Source organism: Myxococcus sp. AM011 (assembly GCF_013372595.1).
Taxonomy (GTDB): Bacteria; Myxococcota; Myxococcia; order Myxococcales; family Myxococcaceae; genus Myxococcus; species Myxococcus eversor.
The window spans coordinates 36001-59158 of the sequence record NZ_JABXEM010000007.1; the positions used below are offsets into that span (position 1 = coordinate 36001).

Genomic DNA, 23158 nt, shown 5'->3' on the forward strand with positions numbered 1-23158 from the left:
GACTCAGCCGCCCTTTCCGCCGGCGAGCCCCTTCTCCAGGCTGCCGACCAGCTCGTTGATGTGCTGGACGTACGTCTCACCCGAGCGGAAGTCCGTGCCGCCATGGAGGATGACGAGCGGCGCCGGAATCATGCCCGCGAGCATCTTCGCCTCCCGGTCGTTGTAGTAGCTCTCGATGAGCACCATGCGGGCCTTGCGCTGCCGGGCGAGCACGAGGACTCCGGCCACGTGGGACGGATTGGGTGGGATTCCCGGCTTGGGCTCGAGGAACGCGATGGGCTCGAAGCCCAGCCAGTCCGCGAGATACGCCGTCGTCCGGTGGAACGCGATGATGGGCGCGCCGCGCAGGCCGGCCAGCCGCTTCTCCCAGCCGACGCGCGCGGCATCCAGCTCGGCGGTCAGCTTCGCCGCGTTGGCGCGGTAGGTCGCCGCGTTCTTCGCGTCGAGCTGCGCCAGTCGCTCGGCGATGCCGCGAGCCACCGCCGCGCCCTGTCGCGGGTCATAGAGGTAGTGGGGGTTGCCGCCGGGGTGCACGTCGCCCTCGCTGCGGTCCACCTTGGTGGCGGGGACCTCCAGCAGGCGGACGAACTGCGAGGCATTGAGGAAGCCGGGGTTTCCCACCTGGATGCGCGGGTTGCGCGAGCCCGTCTGGAGGTTCGGCAGCCAGCCGATCTCCAAATCCAGGCCCACGCTGATGAGCAGGTCCGCGTTCCTCAGCGCGAGCGCGAGGCTGGGCTTCGCGTCCACGCGGTGCGGGTCCTGGCTTCCCAGCGCCATGGACTGCACCTGGACCAGGTCTCCGCCCACCGCCTTGGTGATGGCGGCGAGGTCCGGAAGGGTGGTGACGACATTGACGGCCGCGCGCGCGGGTGCGGCGGCGAAGAGGCAGAGGGCGGCGCACAGGGCCGCGACGAAACGAAAGTGGCGCATGGGGCAGGGCTCCCGTGAAAGAGGTTCAGAACGCATGGGCGCCGTGGGCGCCCGTCACCAGTTCGAGCGCGAGGAAGACGGAGTAGTCCGCCTCATCGCGCCAACGGGCCCGGTCTCTCGCGGCCTGCACGCGCAGGCGGGAGAACTCGGTGGGCCAGAAGGTGAGGTTGGCGGAGATCCGGTCCCGGTTCTTGGTCCACTCCGGGTCCAGCGGATCCAACGCCACCTCGCCGCCTTCGCCCTTCGCCGGCGTGCCCAGTTCGTAGCGCGCGGCGGCGGCCCAGCGCTGGGAGAAGCGCCACGCGAGCTGGGCATAGGTGTTGATGTCTGTCAGCACGTCGTCGGGCACCTGCCGTCGCCGGTACAGGGCCTCCACCTGGAGGGTGACGAGCGTGTTGCTGGCCTCGGTGATGGGCCGGTAGCGCAGGTACACGTCGGTGCCGAAGACATCCGTGCGGTTGCGATAGCCGGTGGGATTGGGGCCGGTGGCGGCGGACAGTCCCCACATCAAGGACAGGTCATCCGACAGGGGGAAGAACTGCTTGAGGATGCCCGTGGCCTGGAGGTCCAGCGGTGAGAGGACGCGGTCATTCGACGCGCCCAGGAAGCTGCGCGCGGTGGCTTCTCCCGTGGCATCGGTGAGGCTTCCGGTCAGCTCCACGTACCAGGGCAGCGGCGTCAGCCAGGACAACTCCACGCCCAGGCCACGGTTGCCCTCCGCGCCGAAGACGCGGCTCATGGCGAAGGGTTGATCCACGAAGTCCCACGCGTGCGGGTGCGTGGCATTCAGCCGACCGAAGCGCGTGAGGAACTGGCCCGCGCGCGCCTGGAGGCTGCCAGGGAGGGCCAGCGTGGTGCCGTAGGCCTCCTCGATTTCGACGCCGAACTGGCTGTAGACGATGTTCGCGTCGAAGCGGAAGTACGGGTCCACCACCGAGCCGATGGACAGCTCCAACTGCTGGAGGTTGAAGCCGTTGCGCGTGGGGTCGTGCGCACCGCCCTGGAGCGGCTCCTTGGACGTGAAGGCCGCGGCGGCGATATCCAGGATGAAGCTCATGTCCAGGAAGTTGGTGCCGCTGGTCCCTCCTGGAATCGACAGCGGCAGGCCGCCTCCGGGCGTGGAGTCCGGCGCGGAGGACGTGCCGGCGGGAACCCCCTGCTGGGTGTCGCCACCGAAGGCCTTCTCGATTTCGGCCATCTCCTCGGGCGTGAGGCCCGCGGGGACTTCTTCGGGTGGACCCGCGTCGGCGCCGACTTCCGACTCGGGGACTCCCGCATCGGGAGGAAGGGGAGGAGAGGATTCCTGCGCCGAGGCGGACGCCGCGGAGAACAGGGCTGCGATGGACACGGCGATGAAGGCGCCGTGCAGACGAACGAAGACGGATGACACCGGGAATGCTCCTCGAAACCGGGACGCACGCGTACGCGTGCACCTCACTGCGAGACCTGACCACACCTGCTGGACGCGACTCAGGCGTGCGCGGGTGGCGAGGACTTGGGCGCGGTGTCGAGGACGGAGAGCGGAGGGGCGACGCGCGGAGGCGCGGTGGAGGGACGGCTGACCGCGAGCCGGGGCAGCGTCCACGACGACGGCGAGGTGAAGAACAGCTCGTCCCGCGTGCTCGACGTCAGCAGCGGGCACGCCTCATGGGTCAGCCGTGTCGCGTCGAGGTTCGACGAGGGGAGGGCGGACAGCTGCGCCAGCTTCTCGGGCGCAAGCCGTGCCTGGATGGAGCCGGTGCCCCGGGCCGTCTCCTCGAACGTCTGATGCTCGGGGCAGAAGCGGTGGGCGTGCGCCTCCCGGACGTGGAGCAGGGCCCCCAGCGGCTGCAACGCCCACAGCGCGACGAGCAGCGTCGCGATGCCACGGACGAAGGTATGTGCGCGCTGGATCATCGGAAGAGAGGACGGTTCAGGTGCTCTACTGACGGCACCTGGGAGAGTCAAGGCAGGCTAGCACGGCGGTGGGACGGACACCTCTGTCACCGCATTCACCGGGATGGTCCTCGGTGCCCGGGCGGTTGGAGACACCTGTATGGATGAAGGACAGCCGGACGGACGATTCATTCCGGTGGCTCGGCTCGCCGCGTTGGACGCACGCGGTCGCGCCGTGGTCCAGGTGGGAGACACCCGGGTGGCGCTCGTCCGGGTGGACGGGCGGCTCCATGCCTTGAGCGACACCTGTCCTCACCGAGGCGGCTCGCTGCACGAGGGGGAGCTGGACGGGCACCTGCTCCATTGTCCCTTGCACGCCTGGCCCTTCGATGTGCGGACGGGGCGCTGCCCCTGGCGTCCCGACGCGAGCGTTCGCATCTACGAGGTTCGGGTGCGAGGTGAGGAGATCCTCGTCGCGGCATCGGATAGCGTCCCTCCCGCTGAACGCCCGCCCCTGTAGGAGTCCTTGCCCCCGTGACTTCGTCCAAAGCTCGCACCCGCAACGCCCCCGTCCCGCCGCCCGCCACAAGCGTGCCGGACCCCGCCGCCATGGCTCGCGCGGTGGAGGCCTTCCTGCACGCCGCCGGGCTGCCGTTGGACGACGCGAACCTGGTGGACACCCCGCAGCGCGTGGCCGACGCCTGGAGCCGTGAGTTCCTGGATGGCTACGCGAAGACGCCCGAGGAGGTGCTGGGCAAGACGTTCCCCACGCCGAAGGGCTCATCGCGAGAGCTGGTGGTCGTCACTCACCTGCGCTTCGTCTCCATGTGCCCGCACCACCTGCTGCCGGTGACGGGGCTCGCGCATGTCGCGTATGTGCCGGGCAAGCGGATGGCGGGCTTCGGCAGGCTGTCCTCGCTGGTGGACTGCTTCGCGCACCGGCTCATCCTCCAGGAGGACCTGGCGCGTCAGGTGGCCAGCTCCCTGGCCCGCGTGCTCGGCAGTCCCGCCACCGCGTGCATCATCGAAGCGGAGCAGTCGTGCTTGCGCATGCGAGGCGCCAGACAGCACGACGCCATCACCCACGCGGAGGCCTATGAGGGCGAGCTGCGGCGGGATGGCTCGCTCCGCCGCGAACTGTGGGCACGCCTGGGGACGCGGCGATGAGTGGCCCTTCCGCGCGGACGGACCGCGTGGAGCCGGAGCGGGTGGAGCGGGTGTGTGAAGCCCTCGCGAGCATCCTCGTGGAGGGGCAACTGCGGCGCGACGCGGACACGCTCGCGGCCTATGGGCGGGACGAGTCCGACAGCGGCGTCTTCCCACCGGACGTGGTGGTGTTTCCGGAGAGCACCGCCCAGGTGTCCGCCATCTTCAAGGCCTGCGTGGCGCACGGGGTGCCCTTCACGCCGTGTGGCGCGCGCAGCGGGAAGAGCGGGGGCTCGCTGCCCCTGAACGGTGGCGTGGCGGTCAGCCTGGAGCGGATGAATCGCATCCACTCCATCTCCGCGGAGGACCTCACGGCGGTGGTGGGACCGGGCGTGGTGACGGGCGACCTGATGAAGGCCGTGGAGGCACAGGGCCTCTTCTATCCACCGGATCCGAACTCCTGGGAGTTCTGCACGCTGGGCGGCAACGTCGCGGAGAACGCGGGCGGTCCTCGCGCGCTCAAGTACGGCGTCACGCGCGACTATGTCATCGGCCTGGAGTGGGTGCTTCCGGATGGAGAGGTGCTGCGGGTCGGCCGCCGGACAATCAAAGGCGTGGCCGGCTATGACCTCGTGGGCCTCTTCGTGGGCTCCGAAGGGACGCTCGGGGTCGCCACCGAAATCACGCTGCAGCTCATTCCGCTGCCACGAAAAGTGCTGACCGCCCTGGTCGTCTTTCCGTCCGTGCTGGACGCGGCGCGGGGCGTCTCCTCCGTACTGGCCGCGGGCATCCTTCCGCGCTGCCTGGAGCTCATCGACGACGTGGCCCTGCGCGCGGTGGACGGCCGGGGCTTCCAGTTCCCGGAAGGGGCGGGCTCGGCCGTCATCGCCGAGGTCGACGGGTACAATGAAGAGGGGCTGCTGGAGGAGCTGTCACGGCTCGGCGACATCTGCGCACAGCAAGGCGCCACGCAGACCCTCGTCGCCCGGGACGAGGGCCAGCGGGAGAAGCTGTGGGCCGTGCGGCGGGTCATCTCTCCAGCCCTGCGCGCGCTCAAGCCCCACAAAATTTCGGAGGACATCGTCGTCCCCCGTTCGAAAATTCCCGAAATCATCTCGCGCCTGAAATCGATGGGCGAAGAGCTGGGACTCACCGTGGCCACCTACGGCCACGCGGGCGACGGAAACCTCCACGCCAACATCCTCTATGAAGGGCCGCACCAGCGCGCCCTGGTGGATGAAGCCCTGCGCCGCATGTTGGTGATGACGGTGGAACTGGGCGGCACGATCACAGGCGAGCATGGTGTGGGCCTCGCGAAGCGGGAATTTCTCGCGCTGGAACAAGGCCCCGCGCTGCTCGAACTGCAGCGGCGGCTCAAGGCCTTCTTCGACCCATCAGGGCTGCTCAATCCCCAGAAAATCTTCCCCGCGCTCAAGCGTTCTACGTGAGTAGCCGTAGCGTGACCATCGCCGGGGGAGTTCGCGCTCCTCAACCATGCAAGTCAGCGGAAGCGCGAGCCTCTCGTCCGCCACGGGCCGGCGTTCGACAGTCGAAATGACTTTCGGCGATGGAATGAGAAACCCTTTCGCTCGTTGGGCGTCCTAGAGACAGGTGGACGCGAGTCGGCGGGGACAGCGCGTCCGGCATCGAACGGAGGACGGGAAATCATGGCCAACTCGACGAAGTTTGCGGCGGAGGGCCTGTCGCAATACCTGCGTCACCTGGGGGGACATCACCAACTGACGCGCGAGCAGGAATACGAGCTCGCGGGTCGTGCTCGCAAGGGCGATGAGTCCGCGCGACAGACGCTCGCGACCTCCAATCTGGCCTTCGTTGTCGCCGTGGCGAAGAAGTTCGCCAATCGCGGCGCGCGCCTGGATGACCTCATCCAGGAAGGCAACGTGGGCTTGATGAAGGCGATTGAGCACTTCGACCCGAAGAAGAACGTGCGCTTCGCGACGTATGCGGTGTGGTGGATTCGCGCCTACATCACCCGCTACCTGAAGGATAACCGCAGCCAGGTCCGCGGTGGCGAGGCCGAGCGGGGCAGCATGGTGGACTTCTCGCTCGACGCCTCCATCGACGAGGAAGGGGAGACCACCTTCCTGGATCGCCTGGAGGACAACGGGCCGTCGCCCCAGGACGTGTTCCTCTCCAATGAGCAGGACACGGAGATCCAGGACGCGCTCACCAAGGTGCGCAAGCGGATTGGCGACCTGGGCTGGGACATCCTCACGGAGCGCCTGACGCAGGACAAGCCGCTGACCCTGGAGGAGCTGGGACAGCGGTGGGGCGTGTCGCGCGAGCGTGTGCGCCAGGTGGAGCTCAAGACGAAGACGTTCCTGGAGCGCTACCTGTCCGCCTTCAACGAGAACGAGGAGCAGGCCGCCGCCGACGCGGCGTGAGCCGACCTCCTCCTCCCCACCTGGGGAGATGTGCGGACTGAGCGGGACTGGCGGGGTCTTCCACCCTTGCCGGCCCCGCTCTTGTTTTTTGCCCGAAAGGCTGCCTGCGTGGTTTGCGTGCGGCCGAGCGTGCGTGGTAAGCCCACCGCCCATGCGCCTGATTTTACTTGCCTTGTGCATGCTCGTTGCCTCTTCGGCACGGGCGGCGGACGCCGAGGTGTTGACCCGCCTGGATGACCTGCACGCCAGGCGTGCGGACGCCGCGGTGGTGAAGGAGCTGGAGGCGGAGTTCAAGAAGACGCTGGCGGCGACGCCGGACGACTTCGAGGTGCTGTGGCGCCAGGCACGCCTCCTCCAGTGGCAGGCGGACGGGGCTGGCAGCGAGAAGCTCAAGAAGGTGCTCGGACGCCAGACGTGGGACGTCGCCGAGAGGGCCCTCAAGCTGGCCCCCGCCCGGGTGGAGGGCCACTACTACGCGGCGACGGGCATCGGCGCCTACTCTCAAGCAGTGGGGGTGGTGAAGGCGCTGGGCGAGGGGCTGGAGGGCAAGTTCAATGAGCGCGCGGACGCGGCCATCAAGATTGATCCGGCCTTCAACTGGAGCGCTCCGTTGCTCGTGAAGGGCCGCTACTTCTACGAGCTGCCCTGGCCGAAGCGAGATTTGAAGAAGTCCGCCGAGTATTACGAGAAGGCCATCAAGAAGAACCCGGAGATGCTGCGCGCGCATTACTTCCTCGCCGAGACGCTCCTCAAGGACGACAAGGCCAAGGAGGCGCGTGACGCCATCCAGAAGGTGAAGCAGGGAAGCGTCGCGTATGACCCTCCAGAGGGTCAGCGCATCCAGGAGTGGGCGAAGAAGGTCGAAGCCGACATCGAGGAGGAGCTCAAGTGAGAGCAGAGAATCAGGTAGCACCTTCGGCGTCGGCCGCCGGAGCGCAAGAGGGAAACCTGGTCCAGTTGCTGATCCAGCGCGCGCAGAACGCCTCCAAGGCGGGTGTGACGCACAAGAAGGACGGCCGCTGGCAGGACGTGACGTTCGGCCAGGTGCTGGACGACGTGAAGGCGCTGTCCGCGGGCCTGGTGGCCCAGGGCGTGAAGCCTGGAGACCGGGTGGCGCTGTTCGCCAACACCAGCCTCCAGTGGATCATCGCGGACCTGGCCATCACCGCGGCGCAGGCGATCACCGTGCCCATCTACTCGTCCAACCTTCCGGACGAGTTCCGCTATGTCATCAAGCACTCGGAGACGTCGTTCGTCTTCGTGGACAATGACGAGAAGGATGCCAAGCAGGCGGGCCGGCTGACGCGCGTTCGGCAGAAGCTGGCCGAGTGTCCCACCGTCACCAAGGTCATCGTGTTCGAGGGCGCGGTGGCGGGCGGCCAGGAAGTCTCCCTGGCGGACGTCATGGCCCAGGGCCGCGAGGCGCACCAGGCCAACCCGGGCGCCTTCGAGGAGCGCGTGGCCTCCGTGAAGTCGGAGGACACCAACTGCCTCATCTACACCTCCGGCACCACGGGTGATCCGAAGGGCGCCATCCTCACCCACGGCAACTGGACGTACCAGGCGCACGCGGTGCAGGCCATCGGCATGATGGAGCCGACGGACGCCGTCATGCTGTTCCTGCCGCTGGCGCACGTCTTCGCCCAGGTGGTGAAGGCGGCGTGGCTGAGCATGGGCTTCCGGCTCATCGTCGCGGAGTCGGTGGACAAGCTGATGGCGAACATCGTGGAGACGCGTCCCACGGTGCTGCCGTCGGTGCCGCGCGTCTTCGAGAAGGTCTACAACACCGTGGTGTCCAACGGCACGTCGGCTCCGGGCCTCAAGGGCCGGCTGACCCGCTGGGCCTTCAAGCTCTTCGACGAGTACGTGGATGCGATGCAGCAGGGCCGGCCGTACGACACGTTCGCCTTCACCCTGGCGAAGAAGCTGGTGTTCACCAAGGTGCGCGGCACCCTGGACGAGAAGCTGGGCGGCAACATGCGCCTGTTCGTCTCCGGTGGCGCGCCGCTGTCCCGGAAGATCGGCTACTTCTTCGACCTGCTCGGCTTCAAGGTGGTGGAGGGCTACGGCCTGACGGAGACGGCCGCTCCCACCAACGCCAACCGCCCGAACAAGATCAAGATTGGCTCCGTGGGGCCAGCGATGCCGGGCACCGAGGTGAAGATCGCCGCGGATGGAGAGGTGCTCGCCCGTGGCCCCTGCATCATGAAGGGCTACTACAAGAACGACACGGCCACCGCCGAGGTCATCGAGCCGGACGGCTGGTTCCACACGGGTGACATCGGCGAGCTGGATGCCGACGGCTACCTGCGCATCACCGACCGCAAGAAGGACATCATCGTCACGGCGGGCGGGAAGAACGTGGCGCCTCAGAACATCGAGAACACGCTCAAGACGTTCCCCATCCTGAGCCAGGCCATGGTGTACGGCGACAAGCGCCCGTACCTGGTGGCCCTCATCACCGTGGCGGAAGACGCGGCCAAGAAGCTGCTGGAGGAGAAGGGCGCCCCGGTGGGCAGCTACGCGGACAACGCGAAGCGGCCCGAGGTCCACGCGGCGGTGAAGGCGGTGCTGGACAAGATGAACGCGGATTCGCCGCCGTACGCCACCATCAAGCGCTTCACGGTGATGCCCGCGGACTTCACCCAGGAGTCCGGTGAGCTGACGCCCACCCTGAAGGTCAAGCGCAAGGTCTGCAGCACGAAGTACAAGGCGCAGATCGACGCCATGTACGACAACGTGGCCGTCATCGACTGAGCGTTCGGCTCCTCGCCCCCGGTGCGGTCGACCGGGGGTGTGCCCCGCAATGTCAACGCCCGCTCGGCCCCATGAAGATGGGGTGGAGCGGGCGTCGTGCTTTCCGGCGGGAACTCCCCGGAGCGGGACTACGCGTGGGTGCTGGGCGTGGAGGACTTCACGTCCTTGTCCACGTTGCCGCCGCCGGCGAGCGTCCCGGTGCCCTTCTTGTCGGCGCCGGGGGTACCGGTCTCCTCCTCACCGCCGAAGCCGCGCTTGAAGTTGCGAATCGCGCTGCCCAGGGACGAGCCGAGCTGCGGCAGCCGCGTGGCCCCGAAGAGGAGCAGCAGCACAAACAGGATGAGAAGAAGTTCCATCGGCTTCAGCCCCAGCATCACGGCTCCTTCGCGAAAACGGGGCGAGCATAGCGGGGGGAGACGTGGACCGCCAGCAAGAGCGGAGGCCTCATGCCTGGAGGGCCGCTGGAGTGCCAAGCATGGCGCCCGGCACCGCGGTGAGGGTGATGAAGAGGGCGCTACCGGACGGATCCGTCTCCACGCCCACGCTTCCCCCGTGCGCCTCCACCTCCTGGCGGGCCAGGTAGACGCGCAGGGGATCCTCCAGCTTCTTCTCGCGGAAGGCCCGCTCCTCGCGGCGGAAGACGACGGAGGCGTCCTCGTCGGAGAGGGGGACGCCCTCCCGGCGCACCTCCACCCGCACCCTGGGCGCCCCTGGGTAGATGCGCAGGTAGATGACCTCGCCGGGCTGGGAGCGGGAGAGCTGGTACAGGATGAAGGCCTCCACGGCATGTTGGATTCGCGCTCCGTCCACGGCCACATCGGGCGGGGCCACGCGCGGGTCCAGGTCCAGGACGAGCGCCACGTTGGCCGCGGTGGCCGCCGCGCGCTGGCGCTCCACGGCCGCGTCCAGCAGGGGGATGAGCGACTGGCGCTCCGGCTCACAGGCGAGCGAGCCCAGGTCGGCGCGGCTGGAGTCGAAGAAGTCCTGCGAGAAGGACAGCGAGCGGTCCGCGTTGCGAAGAATCGTCTCCAGCCCGCGTTGCACCTTGGGCTCCAGCGGGTTGCGGCCGTTGAGCAGCAGCGCGGCATAGGAGCGGATGTTGGCCAGTGAGCCGCGCAAGTCGTGGGATGCCATGCCCAGGTAGCGCACCCTGCGGCGCGCGTCGGACTCGTTCCAGCTCACCGGGAAGGTCCACAGGAGCCGCCCTCCGTCGCCCAGGAGCTCTTCTCCCGCGAGGACGACGAGGTCTCCCTGCTCCCAGACGCGCATGTCGCCGGCGCGGCGGTGGAAGCCCGCGGCGCCCAGCAGGGCCTCCACGGACGTGGCGCCCTGAGGCAACTCCTGGATGCCCAGATGCTCGAGGACCAGGCCGCCCAGCAGGCGTGGAGGCCCTTGCGTGGGGACGAGGACGAGGCCAGGCGCTTCCGCCGTGCTGCCAGCTCCCATCTCCCCAGGGCTCCTCACGTTTTCCACCTCCTGTCCAGCAGGTCACGGAAAGGGTGGGGCGTCACTGTCGGTTTTGCAACGTGCACCCCGCTCGTATGCGGGGAGCGCACTTTCTTGCGCCGCTGCATGGGAGGATGGTGGAAGAATCCCCAGCGTCGCACCGAGGGAGACTGCCCTGACTCCGCCTAACACACAGCCTGATGGTGCCCCCGTCGTCCTCGTCGTGGACGACGACCCTGACATCCTCGAAGCCCTCTCCGAAATCCTGGAGGCCGAGGGGTTCGTCATCCGTCGTGCCCGCAACGGGAAGGAGGCGCTGGAGCGCCTCGAGCCTGATCCACCCCACCTCATCCTGCTGGACTTGATGATGCCGGTGATGGACGGCTGGGAGTTCGCCCAGCGCATGCGCCAGAAGCCGCCGGCCATCGCGGGCATCCCCCTCATCGTCCTCAGCGCGGACCGCAACGTGGGCAGCAAGGCCCAGGACATTGGCGCCGTGGGCCACCTGGCCAAGCCCTTCGAACTGAATGACTTGCTGGAGATGGTGCGCCGCTCGCTGAACCCGTCCACGGTGAGCAGCACCAGCGCGTGATGAACACCTCGTATCGCGCTGCTTGACCTGTCAGGGGGGCGCCATTACGGTCCCCTCCACCCGTCTTGATTCTTCAATCAACGACCAGGCCAAGGAGCGCGTCATGACCGCGAAGGACATCATCGAGACCCAGATTCCGGAAGTTCTCACCGCGAAGCCGGAGCTGGCGAAGGACATCAACGCCATCATCCACTTCGACATCTCCGGCGAGGGTGGCGGGAAGTGGACGCTGGACCTGACCAAGGCCGACGGCTGGGTCACCTCGGGCATCGAGGGCGCGTCCAAGATGACCATCCTGGTGAGCAACGAAGACTTCGTGAAGATCCGCGAGAAGAAGCTCAACGCCCAGATGGCGGCCATGCAGGGCAAGCTGAAGTTCAAGCCCATGGACATGGGCCTCGCGATGAAGCTGGCGAAGCTGCTGTCGTAGTTCCCTCGGAGCGCGGGGGTGGGCCCTGGCGCTGACCCTCGCTCCGACTCGCGCGGCGCGTTCCCACCTCGGGGGCGCGCCGCACGTCGTTTCAGGCCCCCCTCGTCTCGTTCGACTCCTGGAGAACCGCCATGTCGTCGCTGCCACTCACGGGTCTTCGCGTGCTGGATTTGTCGCGCCTGTTGCCCGGCCCCTACGCCACGCTGGTGCTCGCGGACCTGGGCGCGACGGTGGTGAAGGTGGAGGAGCCGGAGGGCGGAGACTACGTCCGGGCGATGCCGCCCTCGCGCGACGACGTGGGCGCGCTGTTCTACGGCCTCAACCGGAACAAGCGCTCACTCACGCTGAACCTCAAGACGCCCGAGGGGCGCGACGCGCTCAAGCGACTGGCGCGCACGCACGACGTGCTGGTGGAGAGCTTCCGGCCCGGTGTCATGGACAAGCTGGGCGTGGGCGAGTCGGTGCTGCGGGCGGAGAACCCCCGGCTCATCTACTGCGCCATCTCCGGCTATGGGCAGACGGGGCCGGATCGGCTCAAGGCGGGGCATGACCTGAACTACGTGGCCCGCGCGGGTCTCCTGGGCTACGGAGGTGAGGCGGGTGGGGCTCCGGCCTTTCCCGGCGTGCAGATGGGAGACATCGGCGGAGGGAGTCTCTTCGCGCTGGTGGGAATCCTCGCCGCGCTGCATGAGCGCGAGCGCACGGGGAAGGGCCGCCTCGTCGACGTGTCCATGACGGACGGGGCCACGGCCTTCCTGCACATGCACCTGGCCGCGCGGCTCTTCATGGGCGAGCAGGGGGCCCCGCTGGAGCGCGGACGCGAGGCGCTCAATGGCGGCTACGCGTGCTACGGCCTGTACCGCACGGCCGATGACCGGTGGCTGGCGGTGGGCGCGCTGGAACCCAAGTTCTTCGCGGGGGTGTGCGAGCGGCTGGGACGGCCGGAGCTGCTCGAGGACGCCTATATGCCGGGCGAGGCGGGCGCGCGGGTGAAGGCGGAGCTGACGCGCCTGTTCGCGGAGCAGCCGCTGGCGTACTGGGCGGAGAAGTTCGCGGGCTCCGACTTGTGCGTGGAGCCGGTGGCGGAGGGGGACGAGGTGTTGGCGGACGCGCAGCTTCGCGCGCGGGGCCTCTTCGTCGAGGCGGAGGATGCGCGACTGGGCCGTAAGGTGACGCACCTGCTCACTCCGCTGCGCATGGGGCCGACGCCGCTGCGCGAGCCTCCCGAGCTGGGCCAGCACTCGCGTGAGGTGCTCGTGGAAGCGGGCTTCACGGAGGAGGAGATGGCGCGACTCGGCGTCTGAGTCAGTCGCCCGATGTTCCTGAACGAGTCAGGGGCAGCGCGGAAGCAGGCAAGGCGCCCGGAACTCGTCGCCACCTGCTTGGCGAGTCGGGCTGGCCTGCGGAGAGGGTGTCGGAGCTGCTCGTGATGGAGTCCGTCCGGAGGATGGGCGACTCCAGAGCGCTTCACCGTGTGCCGCGTGGCAGGTGTCACCCACCAGGTCCAACGCGAGCTGTCGATTCCGTGTGGCGACGGATGCGGGGGCCGCGAGCAGTCCCGTCTCGTCCATCCTCCGCAGCGTGTTCTCCAGATATCCGCGCGCCCGTTCCACGGTCTCTTGCTGGACGGCGGTGGGGCGCCAGCCGGTGTCGTCGCGGAAGCGTCCGAGTGTCTCGAGGAAGTGCCCCTGGAACTTCAGCATCTGCGCCAGTACCAATTCGCGCTGCGTGGGTACCGAGGCCCAGGCCGTCTCGTACTGCCGCATCTCCGAGTCCAGCCGGTACAGCAGCACGTCCACCTGCGCCGCCAGCCGTTGCTTCCACGCCGCGCGCACGGTCGGGTGGCGCGCCCAGCCCGCCACGGCCTGGAAGTAGTGCAGGCCCCCGCAGGGGTGCGCGTAGATGCCCTGGCCCCGCTTGGGCACCTCGGGTCGCCCTGCCTTCATGCCCGAAGCGAGCTCGGCCTGCTCCGCCTCCAGCGTGGCGAGCGCGCGCTCCATCACCGCGTTCACGCCCACCTGTCGCCCCGTGCCATCGCGGAACGTGTCACCGGGACGAGAGGCCAGCGAGAGGACATCGAGCATCCAGGCACTCTCGGCCGAGGCCACCTGGTCCATCCGGAAGTCGCGCTTCACGTCCTCCACCAGCTCGCGCAGCGTCACCGCGCCCCATGACGCCGTGAAGCGCCGGGACAGCGGCAGCCCCGCGGCCAGCAACGTCTTCACCTGAAGGGCGGGGTGGGGCTCCACCGGGGTGCTGTTGTCGGAGGTGAATGGTTCGAAGAAGAGGTCGGCCCGCTTCGAAGGCGCGTCTTCGAGCGCGGGCGCCCGGCGCAGGAAGTCGGACACCACCACGTCGGAGGCGAGCCGGCCGTCGCTCGCGCGGAAGGCGCGGCCTTCCAGCACGACACCATGCGCGAGTGCCCAGGGATTGCGCGCGTCCGAGGCCCAGGCGCGGCACCGTCCGGCCAGCTCCTGGCCTGTCGGTGTGGCGCCCGCCGCCGTCGTCGCGAGCACGGAGATGACGAGGAGCAGTGGCTTCTGGAAACAACGGAGCGCGCGCCGGGCGGAGTTCGCCACCGGCGCGCGCTCTTGCATCCTAGACCGCCTGTTCGGAGGTGGTGCCTCCGAGCCGCTTCAGCATCCGCTCCAGCAGGCCGAAGAGGGCCTCCTGGTCATCGGGCGGAAGCAGGTCCAGCATGCGTCGCAGGCCCTGGTCGACGCTGCGACTGATGAGGTTGAAGAGCTTGGCGCCCTCCTGGGTGAGCTGCGCGACGACGGCGCGCCGGTCCTCGGCGTCCCTCGTGCGCTCCACCAGCTTCATGGCCTCCAGCCGGTCCACCACTCCGGTGATGGTCTTCTTGGTGATGCCGACACGCTGGGCAAGGACTCCCACGTGCGTGGGGCCGTCATTGCCCAGCCACATCAGCGCGTGGATCTGCGTGGGGGTGAGCTGGTTGCTCTCGCAGATGCCATGGAGCGGGTCTCGCAAGGAGCGGTACCGCCCGAGCTGGATGATGAGCTCGTGCAGCCGCCGTGACGCGGGCGTGGGAGCGTCTCCCTCGGCCTCGGAGGGCAGGGTGTCGCCCTCATCGGTGAGCTCGAGCTCCTCCTCGCCTGCGCCGGACGGCTGCACGCGGAGGGCCGGTCTGTTGGCCGGCACTCGCATCAGGCCGTCTCCACTCGCGCGGCGGCCGCCACCGCGGGCTTCTCGCCGTGAACCGCGTGCGGCGTGCCGTGGTCCGGGGCGGTGCCCGGGCCCTTGCGCCGCTTGAACTTCTCGGTGAGTTGATCCAGCAGCGAGTACACCACCGGCACCACGCCGAGCGTCAGCACGGTGGAGGTGATGAGGCCGCCGATGATGGTGATGGCCATGGGCGCGCGCGTCTCCGCGCCATCACCCCGGGCGATGGCCACCGGAATCATGCCGGCGATCATCGCGATGGTCGTCATGAGAATCGGACGCAGACGAACCGGAGCCGCGCCCAGCAGGGCCTCCGTGGCGCTCTTGCCTTCCTCACGCAACTGCAGCGTGAAGTCGACCAGGAGGATGCCGTTCTTCACCACCAGACCCATGAGCATGATGACGCCGATGAGGGCGAACATCGACATGGCCTGGCCGGTGACGAGCAGCGCGCCGATGGCGCCGATGAAGGCGAAGGGCAGCGACAACATGATGGTGAACGGGTGGACGAGGCTCTCGAACTGCGCCGCCAGGATCATGTACACGAGGATGATGCCGAGCAGCAGCGCGGCGCCGAACGAGGCCACCGCCTTGCCCATCTCCTTCGCGTTGCCCTCGAAGTCGTAGATGATCCCCTTGGGCACTTCCTTCTCCGCCGTCGTGTTCATGAAGGCCACGGCGTCACCCAACTGGTAGCCGGAGGCCAGGTTGGCGAGCAGGGTGATCTGCCGCTTCTGGGACTCACGGTCGATCTGCACCGGGCCATCCGCCGGAGTGACGGAGGCCAGGTTGCGCAGCTCCACGAGCTGCCCGCTGGGAGCACGCACCGTGAGCTTGCCGAGTGCATCGGCGGAGGCCAGGGTCTCCGGCGGCAGCCGCAGCTTCACCTCGTACGTCTCGCCGCCCTCGCGGTAGTCCGCGAACTTGTCGCGGCCGAGGAAGGCGCGCAGCGTGGAGCCCAGTGAGGCGGCCGGGACGCCGAGGCTGGCGGCGCGCTCGCGGTCCACCACCACGTCGTACTGGGGCTTGCCGGAGCGGTACGTGGAGTCGATGTCCACCAGACCCTTGTTGGTCCTCATTGCCACCTTCATCTTCTCCGAGGTGGTGATGAGCTCCTGCCAGTTGTCGCCGCGAAGGTTGAACTGCACCTGCTGCGAGCGCGAACCACCGCCGGCGATGCCGGTGACGTCCTGCACCGTGACGGACACGCCCGGACGGGGCTTGATGGCGCCGCGCAGATACGTCTTGAGCTCTCCCTGGGGATAGCTGCGCTCCTTGATGGGCACCAGGTTGATGAGCAGCTCGCCCTTGTGCACTTCCTCCTGCACGCCGCCGCCGACGGTGGCGAAGGTGGAGGCGATGCCGGGCAGCCCGCGCACCTGCGCGTCGAGCTGGTCGATCTCCGCCTGCGTCTCGCCGAGCGTCGAGCCGATGGGGAGCTCCACCGCCAGCTTGATGTTCCCGTTGTCGGACTCCGGGATGAACGTGAACTTGAGGAAGCGGGCCAGGCCGAAGGTCGCGAAGAGCACCACCACCGCCACCACCATCGTCACCAGGCGGCGACGGAGGATGGTCGCCAGGATCTTCCGGTAGCCGTTCTCCATGCCCACCAGCACCTTCTCCACCGCCGCGGACACGCCCGTGGGCTGACCGTGGTGGCGCAGCATGCGCGAGGACAGCATGGGCGTGAGCGTCATGGACACGGCGTAGGAGATGAGCGTCGCCACCGCCACCGTGACACCGAACTGGTAGAAGAACATGCCCATGATGCCGTCCATGAACGCCACGGGGATGAACACCGCGACGATGGCCAGCGTCACCGCGAGCACGGCGAGGGCAATCTGCCCGGCGCCGTCCAGCGCGGCCTGCATGGGCGTCTTTCCCTCTTCCATGTGACGGACGATGTTCTCGATGACCACGATGGCGTCGTCGATGAGCAGACCGATGGAGAGCGTCAGCGCCAGCATCGTGATCATGTTGAAGGTGAAGCCCAGCGCCGCCATCACCGCGAACGTTCCGACGACGGACACCGGCAGGGCCACGGCCGCGACGATGGTGGAGTTCAGGTTGCGCAGGAACAGCAGCACGATGACCACGGCGAGGATTCCGCCGAGCACCATGTCGAACTGCACCGAGGCGATGGACGAGCGGATGAAGCGCGCGTTGTCCGACACCATGTCCACGGTGATTCCCTCGGGCAGCCGGCTGTTGATCTCGCTCAGGGATTCCTTGACGAGCGAGGCCACCTGCACCGTGTTGGAGCCGGACTGCTTGCGCACCACCAGCGCCACCGCGCTGCGGTCGCCGTTCTTCGCGGCGCCACGCGCTTCCTCGGGGCCGTCCACCACGTCGGCGATGTCCCGCACGCGCACCGGCGCGCCGTTGGGGCTGGCGATGATGATGTTGCGGATTTCATCCACGCTCTTCGCCTCGGACGTCAGGCGCAGCACGCGCTCGCGACCGCCGTCCATGGTGCGGCCACCCGGGACGTCCAGGCTCTGCGCGCGCACCGCCTGGCTCACGTCGCTGATGGCCAGCCCGAAGCCGCGCAGGCGGTCCGGGTCGACGACGAGCTGGATCTCCCGCTCACGGCCGCCGATGACGTCGATGCTGCCCACGCCCTTCTGGCGCTGCAGCGCGGGCTTGATGATGTCCTCCGCCGTGCGCGTCAGCTCTTCAATCGGCAGCGCGCCGGACAGCGACAGGGTGATGATGGGGGCCGCGCCGATGTCGAACTTCTCGACGACGGGCGTGTCGATTTCATCCGGCAGCTTGCTCAGCGTGGCCTGCACGCGATCACGCACGTCCTGCGCGGCCACGTCCACCTTGCTGGCCAGGGTGAAGCGCACGACGATTTGCGACACGCTCTCCATGTTGATGGAGCGCAGCTGCTCCACGCCGTTGAGCGTGTTGAGCGCCTCTTCCAGCGGATCACTGACGTTCTTCTCGATGGTCTCCGGGTCAGCGCCGGGGAGCACCGTCGTCACGGTGACGACAGGGAAGTCGACGTCGGGGAACTGATCGACGCCGATGCGCGGGTACGCGTTGATGCCGAACACGACCACCGCCATCATCAACATGGCGGTGAAGATGGGTCGTGAAATGAATGTCTTGAGAGGGCTCATTCAGGAGCTCCAAAGGTAAGGGGGAGGGCAGGCGTCACTGCACAACGCGGACGGCCGTGCCCTCCTTCACGTCCAGGGAAGAGTCGGCGAGCACGCGCTCGTCGGCGGCCAGGCCCTGGAGAATGCGGACGTAGCCAGGGAGCACGCGCTCCACGCGCACGTCGCGCTTGCGCACGGTGCCGTCCTGCACCACCCACACGAAGCCCTGCTGGCCTCGCGAGCTGACGGCCTGCGTCGGCAGGAAGAGGCCCTTGTCGTCGGACTGGCCCGCCACGTTGGAGAAGTCCAGGTCCACCAGCGCGCCCGGGCGCAGCGGCGACGCCGTCTCACCCACCACGTCCGCCAGCACCTCCACCGTGCGGTTGGTGGTGTCGACGGTGGAACCCACCATGGAGACCGTCACCTCGAAGCGCATGCCGCTGGGGCTCACCGTGCCCTGCGTCTTGGTGCCCGGCTTGACCTTGTCCACCACGGACTCGGGGACCAGCGCGCGCACTTCCAGGCCGCTGGTGTCCACCAGCGTGAAGACGGACGTGGGCGGCGTCATCGCCACCGTGTCGCCCAGGCTCTTCATTCGCGCGGTGATGACCCCGTCGAAGGGGGCGAGAATCGACATGTCCCGCAGGTTCTCCTCCGCCATGCGCAGCGTGGCGGCGGCCTGGGCGGCCTGGGCGGCGGCCTGCTTCGTGCCGATCTCCGCCTGATCCAACCCCGCCGCGGCGATGCCACCCGACTCCGCCACCTTGCGGGTGCGCTCCAGGTTGTTCGTCGCCAGCTGCAGCGCCGCGTCCGCCGCCGCCTTCACCGCGCGCGCCTGCTCCACGCCGATGGCGACGTTGGACGTGTCCAGCACGGCCAGGACCTGGCCCTTCTTCACCTTGTCGCCCACCTTCACCAGCATCTTCGCGATGGTGCCGGTCGCCTGGGGGCTCAGCGTCGCCTCCTGCTTGGAGCGGACCTGACCCGTCACGCGCGTCACGCTGGCCTCCAGCTCCGTCGCCGGAGCAATGGCCTTCACGCCCAGCGCCGACGAGCCCTGCTGCGCCGGAAGGGCCGGCGCGGCGCCACCCTTGCCGCAGCCCGTCATCATCACCGCCGCCAGCACCGCGGCCACCCACATGCGTCGAATCACGGTCGTCCTGCTCCTGCCAGCTCGCGGGCCCCGGACCCCTCCAGGGCACTCCACGCCGGCTCAAACCTTTGGAAATTCTGCGGCCCGGAAACTACAGTCCCTGAACTGTCTGTCAAGGGGATACTCCGCGATGCGGACTATCTCCCGCCGGGCCTACTTAATGCCCGCCTGCCTGGCAAGCAGGACTTTCTTCGAGGGCTGCACCAGAGGGCGGGGCGCTGGTTCGCCCTCGACGTCCGCTCTGGAGCCCATCGGATACCGCGCTGCGTCAGCATACCTCAACCACCCCGGTGATGGCACGCCGCGTCACGCGCGGGGCACTGGCGGTCCTTGTTGCTTCTCGGAGGCGCCTGTTATTGATTCGAAAATCAATCTTGTTGTCCCCCCGCCAATGAGGAGAGTGCATGCCGAACCCGTTCACCGAGGAGCACGAGGCCTTCCGCAGGACGGTGCGAGCCTTCGTCGAGAAGGAGATGGCGCCGTACGGGTTGGAGTGGGACCGGGCCGGCATCTTCCCGCGTGAGCTGTTCAAGAAGTGCGCGGAGCTGGGCTTCCTCGGCATCAACCATGACCCGAAGTTCGGCGGCAGCGGGCTGGACTACTGGTACGTGACGGCGTTCTGCGAGGAGCTGAGCTACAGCCGCAACGCGGGCGTGAACATGGCGCTGCTGGTGCAGAGCCAGATGGCCACGCCCATCATCAACGAGATTGGCACCGACGAGCAGAAGCGGGAGTTCCTGGAGCCCGCGCTCAAGGGCGAGAAGATCGCCGCGCTGGGCGTGAGCGAGCCGGGGTGCGGCTCGGACGTGGCGAGCATCAAGACGACGGCGCGCCGGGACGGGGATGACTACGTCATCAACGGCTCGAAGATGTGGATCACCAACGGCACGCGCGCGGACTTCATCACCCTGGCGGTGCGCACCGGTGGTGAGGGCTACGGCGGCATCTCCCTGGTGACGTTCCCCACGGACGTGAAGGGGTTTGGCGTCTCCAAGAAGCTGGACAAGATTGGCAACCTGTCCTCGGACACGGCCATCCTCTACTTCGAGGACTGCCGCATCCCCGCCCGCTACGTGCTGGGCGAGGAGAACGAGGGCTTCTACCACATCATGACCAACTTCCAGGGCGAGCGCCTGGTCGGCGCCATCACCACCGTGGCCGGCATGGAGCGGATGATGGAGGACGCCATCCAGTACGGCAACGAGCGCGAGGCGTTCGGCCGGCCCCTGATGAAGTTCCAGGTGTGGCGCCACAAGTTCGTGGAGCACCTGACGGCCATCGAAGCGGCGAAGCGGCTGACGTACCACGCGGTGGACCTCTTCGACCGGAAGGAGAGCCCCGTGAAGGAGGTCTCCATGGCGAAGCTGTTCGCGGGCGACCTGGCCCAGCGCGTGGCCTACGACACGCAGCAGTTCTTCGGCGGCATGGGCTACATCGAGGAGACGCCCATCGCCCGCATGTGGCGCGACGTGCGCCTCATCACCATCGGCGGCGGGACCTCCGAGGTGATGAAGGAGATCATCTCGAAGCTCTACGGCTTCTAGCGCCGCGCATGGCGGGCGGGTCTGAAGAGGCCCGCCCGTCGTCGTTCCACCGCCGCACGCGCCCGCGACGAGCCGGGGCCTACCGGATGCCCTGCTGCTGTTGCGCGTAGGTGCCGCTGAACTGCTCCTCCTCGAGCACCTGGATGGCCGCGCTGCCCGCCGCCGCCGCGCCAGCGCCCACGGGCGTGCCCTCCGCGGGACGCGGCTGACACACGCACCCGGCGGAGCTGCGGATGACGACCACCGCGCCCAGGTCCATGTCCAGGTCGGTGCAGATCTGCTTGCACTCGGTGGCCCGCTCCTTGGGCACGGCGTAGTTGGTGGCCCCGATGGTGGTGCAGCCAGTCAGGCACAGCAGCGCGGACAGGACGAGGAGGTTCCGGTTCATCTCCCGCCGTTTAGCATGGGCCGCGCGGTCGGCTAGGGTGTCGCCCTGGAGGTGGTGATGGCACCCGTGATTCCGGCGAGCGTGGCGTGGTACGTGACGGGCCGTTTCTACCTGTCGTCGGAGGACGCGACGCTCCAGGACCTGGGCTTCTTCCTCCACCTGGAGGGACTGCACGGGCCGCTGCTCGAGGACCCCACCGGGAAGGTGGCCGAGGCCACCGCGCTCCTGACCTTCCGCTCCACGCCGTTCAAGTCCGTGTCCGTCGACAACGGAGGGCTGTCGCTGAGCGTGGACCCCGTGGGGGACTTCACCGTCTACCTCAAGGAGCCGGGCCATGCGCGCGCCCACTTCGACGACCCGGCGTCGTTCTCCGAAGGGTGTCCCATCGCCACGTTCCGCCGGGCAAGCCTCGTCGTGGGCGGCGCGTTCAGCGGGCCCGCGAGCACCGGCCGCTCGCTGTCGATGAACGTCTTCACGGCCCGCCTCGTGTGGAGCACCGCCTTCGAGCTGCACGGCGAACGCTACGACTTGAAGGACCTGCTGCCCCACGGAATCACGCAGTGGGGCGAGTCCGGTCCCCTCGCGCTGGCGAGTCCGCCGCCGGGCTTCTCCAAGGTCGTCCCGTTCGTGGGTTCGGCGGTGGCCGTGGGCCCGGGACTCGCGCGCTGAATCGCCGCGTCAGCGCTTCCTGAACAAGGCCTCGGCGGCGCTCATCAGCGCGTCGCGGCTGGCCTTCGCGTGCAGGCCGCCTTCGCCCACCTGGAACAGCTCGCAGAAGTTGGCGCCGTCCTTGTCGGAGGGCACTTCGGCGAAGGGCTCCTTGCACTCCTTGGCGACGCTCGGTTCGAAGTGCCGACAGTTGCGGCACGAGCGCACGTCCTCTTCACAGTGCGGACAGGTGTCGCCGCGTCCCACCTGATTGCCGATGATGTCGAGCGTGTGTCCACAGTGCGCACAGCCGGGCATGGCCACCTCCGCGAGAGCAGGGGCGCCATTGTGCCAGCGTGCGAAGGTCCTCGGGAGTCCTACCGTTGAAGGCTGGACACGAGTGCTCCCGTGGGCTCCGAGGGAGCGGCCGACGGGGGCGGGGTGGGGCGCAAATCGCCCAGGGCATCCAGGAGCTGGTCATCCAGGCGCTTGAGCAGGAACAGGACGTAGGCGCCCACCAGGGCCATGGCCGCGGCCAGGACACCGAGCATCATGCCCCGCTCCCACAGGTGGGCCTTCTCCAGCACGCCGCGCCGCTCGGCGAAGGTCTTGAGCTGGGCGTCCGCGGCCTTGCCGTCCAGCCGGTTCGCGTACTCCTCGGCCTGGGCGGTGCCGCGTTCCATCAGCCACTGGCCCTGGACCTGGAGTGCGTCCGCCCGGGTGTAGCAGTAGACCGCTCCACCCGCCGACAACAGGGTGAAACACAGCGCAGCCGTCAAGCCCCGGGTGCCCATCGCAACGTCCTCCGGAATCGCCATTGCGCGGGCCTGCACACCCACGACTGCTCCGGCTTCCCGAAGACAGTAGCGGATGGTAGGGAGCCCCTCTGACATGGGCAAGCCCTACCGTCCTAAAGACCACTATTTCCAGAAAGCCAAGCAGGAGGGCCTGCGGGCTCGTTCCGCCTTCAAGGTGGACGAGCTCATCAAGCGCTTCCCCATGGTGAAGAAGGGCCACGTGGTCCTCGACCTGGGGGCCGCGCCCGGAGGGTTCCTCCAGATTCTCGCGGAGGCCGTGGGCGTGGCGGGCCAGGTGATTGGCGTGGACATCGTCGCCATCCGTCCCTTCACGCAGCGGCACGTGCGCACCGCGGTGCTGGACGTGCTCGCGGACGACTTCGACGCGAAGCTGACGGCGCTGCATGACGGTCCGTTCGACGCCGTGATTTCCGACATGGCGCCGAAGACGAGCGGCATCAAGGCCACCGACGAGGCGCGCAGTTTGCGGCTGGCGGGCAAGGCGCTGGAGCTGGCCGCGACGCGCGGTCGGCCGGGCTCGTCCTTCGTGGCGAAGGTGTTCATGGGGGGCGACTTCGAGGACTTCCGCAACCAGGTGCGCGCCCTCTTCGAGGAGGTGAAGGTGGTTCGCCCAGAAGCAACGCGCGGCGCCAGCATGGAGGTCTATCTGGTGGGCCTGCGTCGCAAGGCGCCGGGGGGCGAGGCGGGAGCGACACCCACTTCCTGAGGAGCATTGTGGAACGCTCGGTCGGCCTCATGT

Annotated in this window: 24 protein-coding genes; 12 read left to right on the top strand and 12 right to left on the bottom strand. The window is 68.3% G+C overall.

The genetic code is table 11. The features are described 5' to 3' along the window. Positions 1-3: 3 nt before the first annotated feature. From HUW62_RS02770 to HUW62_RS02780, 3 genes are all read right to left on the bottom strand, one after another. Positions 4-930 carry a metal ABC transporter substrate-binding protein gene (locus HUW62_RS02770; protein WP_176433480.1) on the bottom strand — a complete coding sequence of 309 codons (927 nt, stop codon included), beginning with the start codon at positions 928-930 and terminating at the stop codon, positions 4-6. 25 nt (positions 931-955) lie between these two features. Next, on the bottom strand, positions 956-2320 hold the full coding sequence (locus tag HUW62_RS02775; RefSeq protein ID WP_176433481.1) for a zinc-regulated TonB-dependent outer membrane receptor: 1365 nt from the start codon (positions 2318-2320) through the stop codon (positions 956-958). Positions 2321-2400: 80 nt separating this feature from the next. Further along, positions 2401-2826, bottom strand: a complete 426-nt coding sequence (locus tag HUW62_RS02780; protein ID WP_176433482.1) for a hypothetical protein — start codon at positions 2824-2826, stop codon at positions 2401-2403. 139 nt (positions 2827-2965) lie between these two features. Here HUW62_RS02780 and HUW62_RS02785 point away from each other — a divergent pair, with 139 nt between their 5' ends. The 6 genes from HUW62_RS02785 to HUW62_RS02810 all read left to right on the top strand — a co-directional run bounded on the left by HUW62_RS02785 (position 2966) and on the right by HUW62_RS02810 (position 9113). Then, positions 2966-3325, top strand: a complete 360-nt coding sequence (locus HUW62_RS02785) for a Rieske 2Fe-2S domain-containing protein (RefSeq protein ID WP_163865633.1) — start codon at positions 2966-2968, stop codon at positions 3323-3325. An 89-nt stretch (positions 3326-3414) separates the two neighbouring features. Then, on the top strand, positions 3415-3972 hold the full coding sequence (folE, locus tag HUW62_RS02790; RefSeq protein ID WP_217911073.1) for a GTP cyclohydrolase I: 558 nt from the start codon (positions 3415-3417) through the stop codon (positions 3970-3972). Further along, on the top strand, positions 3969-5399 hold the full coding sequence (locus HUW62_RS02795) for an FAD-binding oxidoreductase (RefSeq protein ID WP_176433483.1): 1431 nt from the start codon (positions 3969-3971) through the stop codon (positions 5397-5399). Before folE ends, HUW62_RS02795 begins: the two co-directional genes overlap by 4 nt. Before the next feature lie 219 nt (positions 5400-5618). Continuing rightward, a complete protein-coding gene (locus HUW62_RS02800) occupies positions 5619-6356 on the top strand; it encodes an RNA polymerase sigma factor RpoD/SigA (RefSeq protein WP_163865630.1) in 738 nt (245 codons plus the stop codon). A gap of 151 nt (positions 6357-6507) precedes the next feature. Continuing rightward, complete coding sequence (locus HUW62_RS02805; protein ID WP_176433484.1) at positions 6508-7248, top strand: tetratricopeptide repeat protein; 741 nt, start codon at positions 6508-6510, stop codon at positions 7246-7248. After that, positions 7245-9113 (top strand): long-chain fatty acid--CoA ligase, encoded by a 1869-nt coding sequence (locus HUW62_RS02810; protein WP_163865628.1) that lies wholly within the window; start codon positions 7245-7247, stop codon positions 9111-9113. Before HUW62_RS02805 ends, HUW62_RS02810 begins: the two co-directional genes overlap by 4 nt. 128 nt (positions 9114-9241) lie before the next feature. Here the strand turns inward: HUW62_RS02810 and tatA are convergent, their stop codons facing one another. Together tatA and HUW62_RS02820 are read right to left on the bottom strand one after the other, a co-directional pair. Continuing rightward, a complete protein-coding gene (tatA, locus tag HUW62_RS02815) occupies positions 9242-9487 on the bottom strand; it encodes a twin-arginine translocase TatA/TatE family subunit (protein WP_176433485.1) in 246 nt (81 codons plus the stop codon). Between the two features lie 70 nt (positions 9488-9557). Beyond that, positions 9558-10586 (bottom strand): HAMP domain-containing sensor histidine kinase, encoded by a 1029-nt coding sequence (locus tag HUW62_RS02820; protein WP_176433486.1) that lies wholly within the window; start codon positions 10584-10586, stop codon positions 9558-9560. Positions 10587-10782: 196 nt separating this feature from the next. On the opposite strand from HUW62_RS02820, the gene HUW62_RS02825 reads away from it, so the two are divergent. The 3 genes from HUW62_RS02825 (at position 10783) to HUW62_RS02835 (ending at position 12885) form a co-directional block, all read left to right on the top strand. Next, positions 10783-11151, top strand: a complete 369-nt coding sequence (locus HUW62_RS02825; RefSeq protein WP_176433487.1) for a response regulator — start codon at positions 10783-10785, stop codon at positions 11149-11151. A 103-nt stretch (positions 11152-11254) separates the two neighbouring features. After that, positions 11255-11581 (top strand): SCP2 sterol-binding domain-containing protein, encoded by a 327-nt coding sequence (locus HUW62_RS02830; protein ID WP_163865626.1) that lies wholly within the window; start codon positions 11255-11257, stop codon positions 11579-11581. A gap of 131 nt (positions 11582-11712) precedes the next feature. Next, complete coding sequence (locus tag HUW62_RS02835) at positions 11713-12885, top strand: CaiB/BaiF CoA-transferase family protein (protein ID WP_163865625.1); 1173 nt, start codon at positions 11713-11715, stop codon at positions 12883-12885. Between the two features lie 27 nt (positions 12886-12912). On the opposite strand, the gene HUW62_RS02840 is transcribed toward HUW62_RS02835, so the two are convergent. From HUW62_RS02840 to HUW62_RS02855, 4 genes are read right to left on the bottom strand one after another with little or no spacing between them, the layout of a single operon-like run. Continuing rightward, positions 12913-14178: a hypothetical protein gene (locus tag HUW62_RS02840; protein ID WP_255203185.1), complete on the bottom strand. Its 1266-nt coding sequence runs from the start codon at positions 14176-14178 to the stop codon at positions 12913-12915. A gap of 1 nt (position 14179) precedes the next feature. Further along, complete coding sequence (locus tag HUW62_RS02845) at positions 14180-14749, bottom strand: MarR family winged helix-turn-helix transcriptional regulator (protein WP_176433488.1); 570 nt, start codon at positions 14747-14749, stop codon at positions 14180-14182. Further along, positions 14749-17889, bottom strand: a complete 3141-nt coding sequence (locus tag HUW62_RS02850) for an efflux RND transporter permease subunit (RefSeq protein ID WP_163865623.1) — start codon at positions 17887-17889, stop codon at positions 14749-14751. Before HUW62_RS02850 ends, HUW62_RS02845 begins: the two co-directional genes overlap by 1 nt. Positions 17890-17923: 34 nt before the next feature. Next, entirely contained in the window at positions 17924-19021 is a 1098-nt protein-coding gene (locus HUW62_RS02855) for an efflux RND transporter periplasmic adaptor subunit (protein WP_240356351.1), read from the bottom strand. Positions 19022-19425: 404 nt separating this feature from the next. On the opposite strand from HUW62_RS02855, the gene HUW62_RS02860 reads away from it, so the two are divergent. After that, the gene (locus tag HUW62_RS02860) at positions 19426-20565 is read left to right on the top strand and encodes an acyl-CoA dehydrogenase family protein (RefSeq protein ID WP_163865622.1); all 1140 of its coding nucleotides are present in this window, start codon (positions 19426-19428) and stop codon (positions 20563-20565) included. A 79-nt stretch (positions 20566-20644) separates the two neighbouring features. On the opposite strand, the gene HUW62_RS02865 is transcribed toward HUW62_RS02860, so the two are convergent. Next, positions 20645-20953 (bottom strand): hypothetical protein, encoded by a 309-nt coding sequence (locus HUW62_RS02865; protein ID WP_163865621.1) that lies wholly within the window; start codon positions 20951-20953, stop codon positions 20645-20647. 57 nt (positions 20954-21010) lie between these two features. On the opposite strand from HUW62_RS02865, the gene HUW62_RS02870 reads away from it, so the two are divergent. Further along, positions 21011-21622: a hypothetical protein gene (locus tag HUW62_RS02870; RefSeq protein ID WP_176433489.1), complete on the top strand. Its 612-nt coding sequence runs from the start codon at positions 21011-21013 to the stop codon at positions 21620-21622. Between the two features lie 9 nt (positions 21623-21631). On the opposite strand, the gene HUW62_RS02875 is transcribed toward HUW62_RS02870, so the two are convergent. Next, on the bottom strand, positions 21632-21919 hold the full coding sequence (locus HUW62_RS02875; protein WP_176433490.1) for a hypothetical protein: 288 nt from the start codon (positions 21917-21919) through the stop codon (positions 21632-21634). A 59-nt stretch (positions 21920-21978) separates the two neighbouring features. Further along, a complete protein-coding gene (locus tag HUW62_RS02880; RefSeq protein ID WP_176433491.1) occupies positions 21979-22395 on the bottom strand; it encodes a hypothetical protein in 417 nt (138 codons plus the stop codon). 76 nt (positions 22396-22471) lie between these two features. On the opposite strand from HUW62_RS02880, the gene HUW62_RS02885 reads away from it, so the two are divergent. Next, on the top strand, positions 22472-23125 hold the full coding sequence (locus HUW62_RS02885) for an RlmE family RNA methyltransferase (RefSeq protein WP_176433492.1): 654 nt from the start codon (positions 22472-22474) through the stop codon (positions 23123-23125). The last annotated feature ends 33 nt before the right edge of the window (positions 23126-23158 follow it).